General features: G+C 61.8%; 4 protein-coding genes and 1 pseudogene. 3 read left to right on the top strand and 2 right to left on the bottom strand.

Annotated elements, in window-relative coordinates; all coding sequences use genetic code 11:
• Together BG842_RS30765 and BG842_RS00090 are read right to left on the bottom strand one after the other, a co-directional pair.
• Positions 1 to 299 (bottom strand): annotated as a pseudogene (locus BG842_RS30765) (oxidoreductase); the annotation flags it as partial.
• A 52-nt stretch (positions 300 to 351) separates the two neighbouring features.
• The gene (locus tag BG842_RS00090; RefSeq protein WP_069449186.1) at positions 352 to 990 is read right to left on the bottom strand and encodes an FAD-dependent oxidoreductase; all 639 of its coding nucleotides are present in this window, start codon (positions 988 to 990) and stop codon (positions 352 to 354) included.
• Positions 991 to 1,081: 91 nt separating this feature from the next.
• Between BG842_RS00090 and BG842_RS00085 the strand changes: the two genes are divergently transcribed.
• The 3 genes from BG842_RS00085 to BG842_RS00075 all read left to right on the top strand — a co-directional run bounded on the left by BG842_RS00085 (position 1,082) and on the right by BG842_RS00075 (position 5,316).
• Positions 1,082 to 2,839: a 2-oxoacid:acceptor oxidoreductase subunit alpha gene (locus tag BG842_RS00085; protein WP_139135962.1), complete on the top strand. Its 1,758-nt coding sequence runs from the start codon at positions 1,082 to 1,084 to the stop codon at positions 2,837 to 2,839.
• Positions 2,836 to 3,699: a 2-oxoacid:ferredoxin oxidoreductase subunit beta gene (locus tag BG842_RS00080; protein WP_069449184.1), complete on the top strand. Its 864-nt coding sequence runs from the start codon at positions 2,836 to 2,838 to the stop codon at positions 3,697 to 3,699. The genes BG842_RS00085 and BG842_RS00080 overlap by 4 nt, the downstream gene beginning before the upstream one ends.
• A 384-nt stretch (positions 3,700 to 4,083) precedes the next feature.
• Positions 4,084 to 5,316, top strand: a complete 1,233-nt coding sequence (locus BG842_RS00075; protein WP_069449187.1) for a digeranylgeranylglycerophospholipid reductase — start codon at positions 4,084 to 4,086, stop codon at positions 5,314 to 5,316.
• The last annotated feature ends 20 nt before the right edge of the window (positions 5,317 to 5,336 follow it).

The raw sequence follows: 5,336 nt of genomic DNA, 5'->3' as shown, positions 1-5,336 counted from the left end.
GGCTCCGGGTTCGATTCAGGACCCGGCTCCGTGGTGGGTGAGGAGTCGATGATTTCCGTCTCGGACGGTGGTTCGGCCTGTCGGTCCGCCGCCTTGCTCTCGATGGGTTCCGGCGTGGGTTCCGGTTCCTCTATCGCCGTCACCTCCTTGTTCTCGCTGACCACCTTCTCGTTTCCACAGCGTTGACACTCCTCGAACTCCCGGACCGTCACGACGACTTCGTTACCCTGCTCTTCGCGCTCGCGCTCTATTTCGGACTCACCGTAGTCATGCCCCAACAGCGAACATCTGAGACCCATTGAGTGTGGGTTATTTTCACGGTGTGATAAAAGGGTATTGTTTTTTCTAACGTTAGCCGAAGTTTTCCGTTTTCGCCTCGTCCGGGTCGTGTCCGGTCGCTGCCAGAACGTCGAGAGCGTCCGAGAGGAAGTCGGCGAACCCGTACACGAACGACCGTCCGTCTGCGCGCGAGAGGACGGTCCGTACTTCCTCGCTCTCGCTCACCGCCTCCTCCGTCAAGACGACCGTCGCACCGTCGGCCTCCAACTCTCGAAGTCGGTCCTCGTGGGCGGGTTCGTCGTCCCGATACACGATTGTCGCGTCGTTTCCGTCCGCCAACGCGCGCTCCCCGATTCCGACGGCCGGACCGATGCCCGGCCCACCCGCGAGGACGATGACGCGGGCTTCGCCCTCGTAGTACGACCGACCGAAGGGACCCGCGATGGACACCGTGTCTCCGGCCTCGCGCTCCGCGAGCCACGGGCTGAGGTCCCCGTCCGGGTCGATTCCCACCGTAATTTCGAACGTCTCCGTCGCGGTCGGCGATGAGAGCGTGTAGTGGCGCGTGATTTCCTCACCGTCTACGATTCCAGCGACCTGGAGGAACTGTCCGGGACGGGCGTTGAATCCCGGCGGTGACTCGATCTCCAGCGCAATCATCCCTGCTCCGACATTTCTCACCGATTTCACTTCGACTTCGGTTCCATCCATGGTGGGACGTTTGGCCGTAAGAACCAAATTCCTTCCCACTTCGCCGACTCTGCTTCAGAAGGCTTTTGATTTGCCACCGGGTAACGTAGCAGTGATGCAAGACCTGAACTGGGCCATCGGCGGCGAAGCCGGCGATGGAATCGATTCGACCGGGAAAATCTTTGCGCAGGCACTCTCCCGAGCGGGCCGACATGTCTTCACGTCGAAGGATTTCGCGTCCCGTATTCGAGGGGGCTACACCGCGTACAAGATCCGGTCGTCTACCGACCGAGTCGAGAGCGTCGTCGACCGACTGGACATCCTCGTGGCACTGACCCAGCGGACCATCGACGAGAACCTCGACGAACTTCACGAGGACAGCGTGATCATCTACGACGGGGAACGGACGGAGATGGAGGACGTCGACATCCCCGAGGAGATGATCGGATTGGCCGTTCCGCTCCGCAGTCTGGCGAAGGACGCGGGTGGAACCATCATGCAGAACACCGTCGCGCTCGGTGCGGCGTGTGAAGTGGCGAACTTCCCCATCGAGAACCTCGACAGCGCACTCGAGAAGAAGTTCGGTTCCAAAGGTGAGGCCATCGTCGAGAACAACAAGGAAGCCGCCCGTCTCGGACAGGAGTACGTCCAGGAGGAGTACGACTACGACTTCGAGTACGACGTGGAAACGACGGACAACGACTACGTCCTACTCAACGGTGACGAGGCCATCGGCATGGGTGCTATCGCCGCTGGCTGTCGCTTCTACTCCGGCTACCCCATCACGCCCGCGACGAACGTCATGGAGTATCTCACGGGCCGAATCGAGCACTTCGGCGGCACCGTGATGCAGGCCGAGGACGAACTGTCGGCCATCAACATGGCGCTCGGCGCGGCGCGAGCTGGCGCACGCTCGATGACGGCGACGTCCGGTCCGGGTATCGACCTGATGACCGAGACGTTCGGTCTCATCGCACAGAGCGAGACGCCGCTCGTCATCTGCGACGTGATGCGCTCCGGTCCCTCGACTGGGATGCCGACGAAACAGGAACAGGGCGACCTGAACATGACGCTGTACGGCGGTCACGGCGAGATTCCGCGGTTCGTCGTCGCGCCGACGAACGTCGCCGAGTGTTTCCATAAGACCGTCGAGGCGTTCAACTTCGCCGAGAAGTACCAGACCCCCGTCTTCCTGCTCGCCGACCTCGCCATGGCCGTCACCGAGCAGACGTTCTCGCCCGAGCAGTTCGACATGGACGCCGTCGAAATCGAGCGCGGAAACATCGTGGACGAGGACGACATCGAGGCGTGGACCGACGAGAAGGACCGGTTCCAGCCCCACTTCCCGACCGCTGACGGCATCAGCCCGCGCGCGTTCCCCGGAACGAAGGGCGGTGCCCACATGTCCACCGGTCTCGAACACAACGCGCTCGGTCGGCGGACCGAGGACACCGAAATCCGCGTCGAGCAGGTCGACAAGCGAAACCGCAAGGTCGAGACGGCACAGGAAGAAGAAGACTGGAGTCCGCGCGAGTTCGGCGACGAAGACGCCGACACGCTCGTCATCTCGTGGGGGTCGAACGAAGGGCCGATGCGCGAAGCCCTCGACTTCCTCGAAGAGGACGACGTGAGCGTTCGATTCCTCTCGGTTCCGTACATCTTCCCCCGCCCCGACCTCACCGAGGACATCGAGTCCGCGGACACCGTCATCGTGGTCGAGTGTAACGAAACCGGGCAGTTCGCCAACGTTCTCGAACACGACGCGCTCACTCGTGTCGAGCGGATAAACAAGTACAACGGTATTCGATTCAAGGCCGACGAGTTGGCCGACGACATCAAAGCGAAACTCGGACAGGAGGTAGAAGCATGAGTTCAGAGGTTCGATTCACCGACTTCAAGTCGGACAAGCAACCGACGTGGTGTCCCGGATGCGGCGACTTCGGGACGATGAACGGGATGATGAAGGCACTCGCCGAAACCGGCAACAGCCCGGACGACACGTTCGTCGTCGCGGGTATCGGCTGTTCCGGAAAAATCGGGACGTTCATGCACTCCTACGCGATTCACGGCGTGCACGGGCGTGCGCTTCCCGTCGGCACCGGCGTCAAACTCGCCAACCCCGACCTCGAAGTGATGGTCGCGGGCGGCGACGGTGACGGCTACTCCATCGGTGTGGGTCACTTCATCCACGCCGTGCGCCGGAACGTGGACATGTCCTACGTCGTCATGGACAACCGCATCTACGGACTGACGAAGGGACAGGCCTCGCCGACCAGCCGCGAGGACTTCGAGACGAGTACGACGCCGGAAGGCCCGCAACAGCCCCCGGTCAACCCGCTCGCCCTCGCCCTCTCGGCGGGTGCGACGTTCATCGCACAGTCCTTCTCGACCGACGCACAGCGACACGCCGAAATCGTCCAGAAGGCCATCGAGCACGACGGCTTCGGCTTCGTGAACGTCTTCTCGCCCTGCGTCACGTTCAACGACGTGGACACGTACGACTACTTCCGCGACTCCATCGTCGACCTCGCGGACGAGGGTCACGACCCGCACGACTACGAGGCGGCCAAAGAGAAGATTCTCGACGCCGGCAAGGAGTATCAGGGCGTCATCTACCAGGACGAAGATAGCGTTCCGTACAGCGAACTCCACGGCATCGAGGGCAACATGTCCGAGATTCCCGACGGCGCACCCGAGGACGCGATGGACCTCGTGCGCGAGTTCTACTGAATCGGGACCCGCTCTCGACGGCTCGGTTTCCTTTTGTTCTTACCCGCCTGCCAACGACCGGTTTCTCGTTCCACCTCGATTGCTCTCGACGTCTCCGGTTCAATTTCTGACCCACGACGTACGACTAAATTCGTTTCTCGCGGCCGTTTGCGTCTGTTTTTTATGATATGACCGGCAAGAACGGATAGAGATGACTGCGGAGATACGCGCTGTCGTCTGCGGTGCTGGGTGTCCCCCCGCTGCGGCGACCGTTTTACTCGATTCCCCCGACACTGGCCGACTTTGCGACGCTATCGGCGGCCGTTCGACCGTCGACGCGTCGTCAGTTCGACCGACCGGAACAGCGGAGCGAACACCGTCACCGTATCGGACGAAGGTGGCGGTATGAGCGAGCATTTCGACGTTATCATCGCGGGCGCTGGCCCGGCCGGTGCACAGTGTGCCCGGGATTTGGCCCAACGGGGCTACGATGTCGTCGTCCTCGAAGCCGAAAAGGAAGACACGTTCCCGCGCCAGAGCAACAAGTCCACGGCCGGGACGTTCTCGTCCATGATGGCGGCGTTCGGCATCCCGGACGACGTGGTGATGAACTTCACCGACAACGTGGTCCTCGAATCGCCGAACGAACACTTCGTCCAGGCACAACCCGGTGCCGTCCTCGAATTCGCCGATTTCAAGCGGTTTTTGGTGGCGGACGGTCGGGACGAGGGTGCCGAATACTGGTTCGACGCCCGCGTCTCGAAGCCCATCATGAGCGGCAACGAAGTCGTCGGCGTCCGCTACGCCGGGGACCAAGAGGTGTACGGCGACATCATCATCGACGCGACCGGTCCGAGCGCGCCGCTCGCAAAGAGTCTCGGCGTGACCAATCTGAAGCGCGAAAATCAGGCCATCGGCGTCGAGTTCGAGATGAAAGGCGTCGATATGGACGCCGACGGCTATGCGGACCTCACCGACGCGATGATGCTTCGACTCGACCACGACCTCGCGCCGGGCGGCTATTCGTGGATTTTCCACACCGGAGAGGACACCGCGAAGGTCGGCCTCTGTTACATCCAAAACGAGAGCCACCACGACTACGCCAAGGAGGGAATGGGTATCGACGATTACCTCCAACACTGGTTGGACACCGACCCGCGGTTCGAGAACGCGGAACGGATGGAAGGCAAACAACACCGCGGGTCCGCCCACATCCAGATGCCCGGCGGCCTCTCCACGGACAACTTCATGGCCATCGGCGACACCGTGCCGACCATCGACCCGCTCTGGGGTGAGGGGATTCACACCGGCATGAAATCCGCGCGAGCGGCGGCGATAACCGCTGATCGCTGTTTCATGACCAGCGCCTCGGACACCTCCGCGGAGAAGATGTCGATATACGATAATCTCTGGCACGGCGACGTCGCGCCGCAGATGCGGACGCGACTGCTGATGACCCAACTGCTCTATCTCGCCGAGAACGAGCGCTACGACACGCTGATTCGTGACCTCAAGCAACTCAGTCACGAGATGCGTGCGAACGCGAACAACGGAAGACTTCGCGGTATCATGAAGCTCCTCCACTGGGAAGACATCCCGCTCCTCAAGCGGTTCGCCAGAGAACGGCTCCCGATGTAACGTCTCCGACGCTATTTTTC

It is taken from the genome of Haladaptatus sp. W1, from assembly GCF_001723155.1.
Lineage (GTDB): Archaea > Halobacteriota > Halobacteria > Halobacteriales > Haladaptataceae > Haladaptatus > Haladaptatus paucihalophilus.
This window is presented reverse-complemented; position numbering and strand designations above follow the sequence as displayed.

Excerpts from the sequence above, each read along its gene's own strand:
- BG842_RS00075 (WP_069449187.1), top strand. The coding sequence starts at position 4,084 with ATGAGCGAGCATTTCGACGTTATCATCGCGGGCGCTGGCCCGGCCGGT.
- BG842_RS00090 (WP_069449186.1), bottom strand. The coding sequence starts at position 990 with ATGGATGGAACCGAAGTCGAAGTGAAATCGGTGAGAAATGTCGGAGCA.
- BG842_RS00080 (WP_069449184.1), top strand. The coding sequence starts at position 2,836 with ATGAGTTCAGAGGTTCGATTCACCGACTTCAAGTCGGACAAGCAACCG.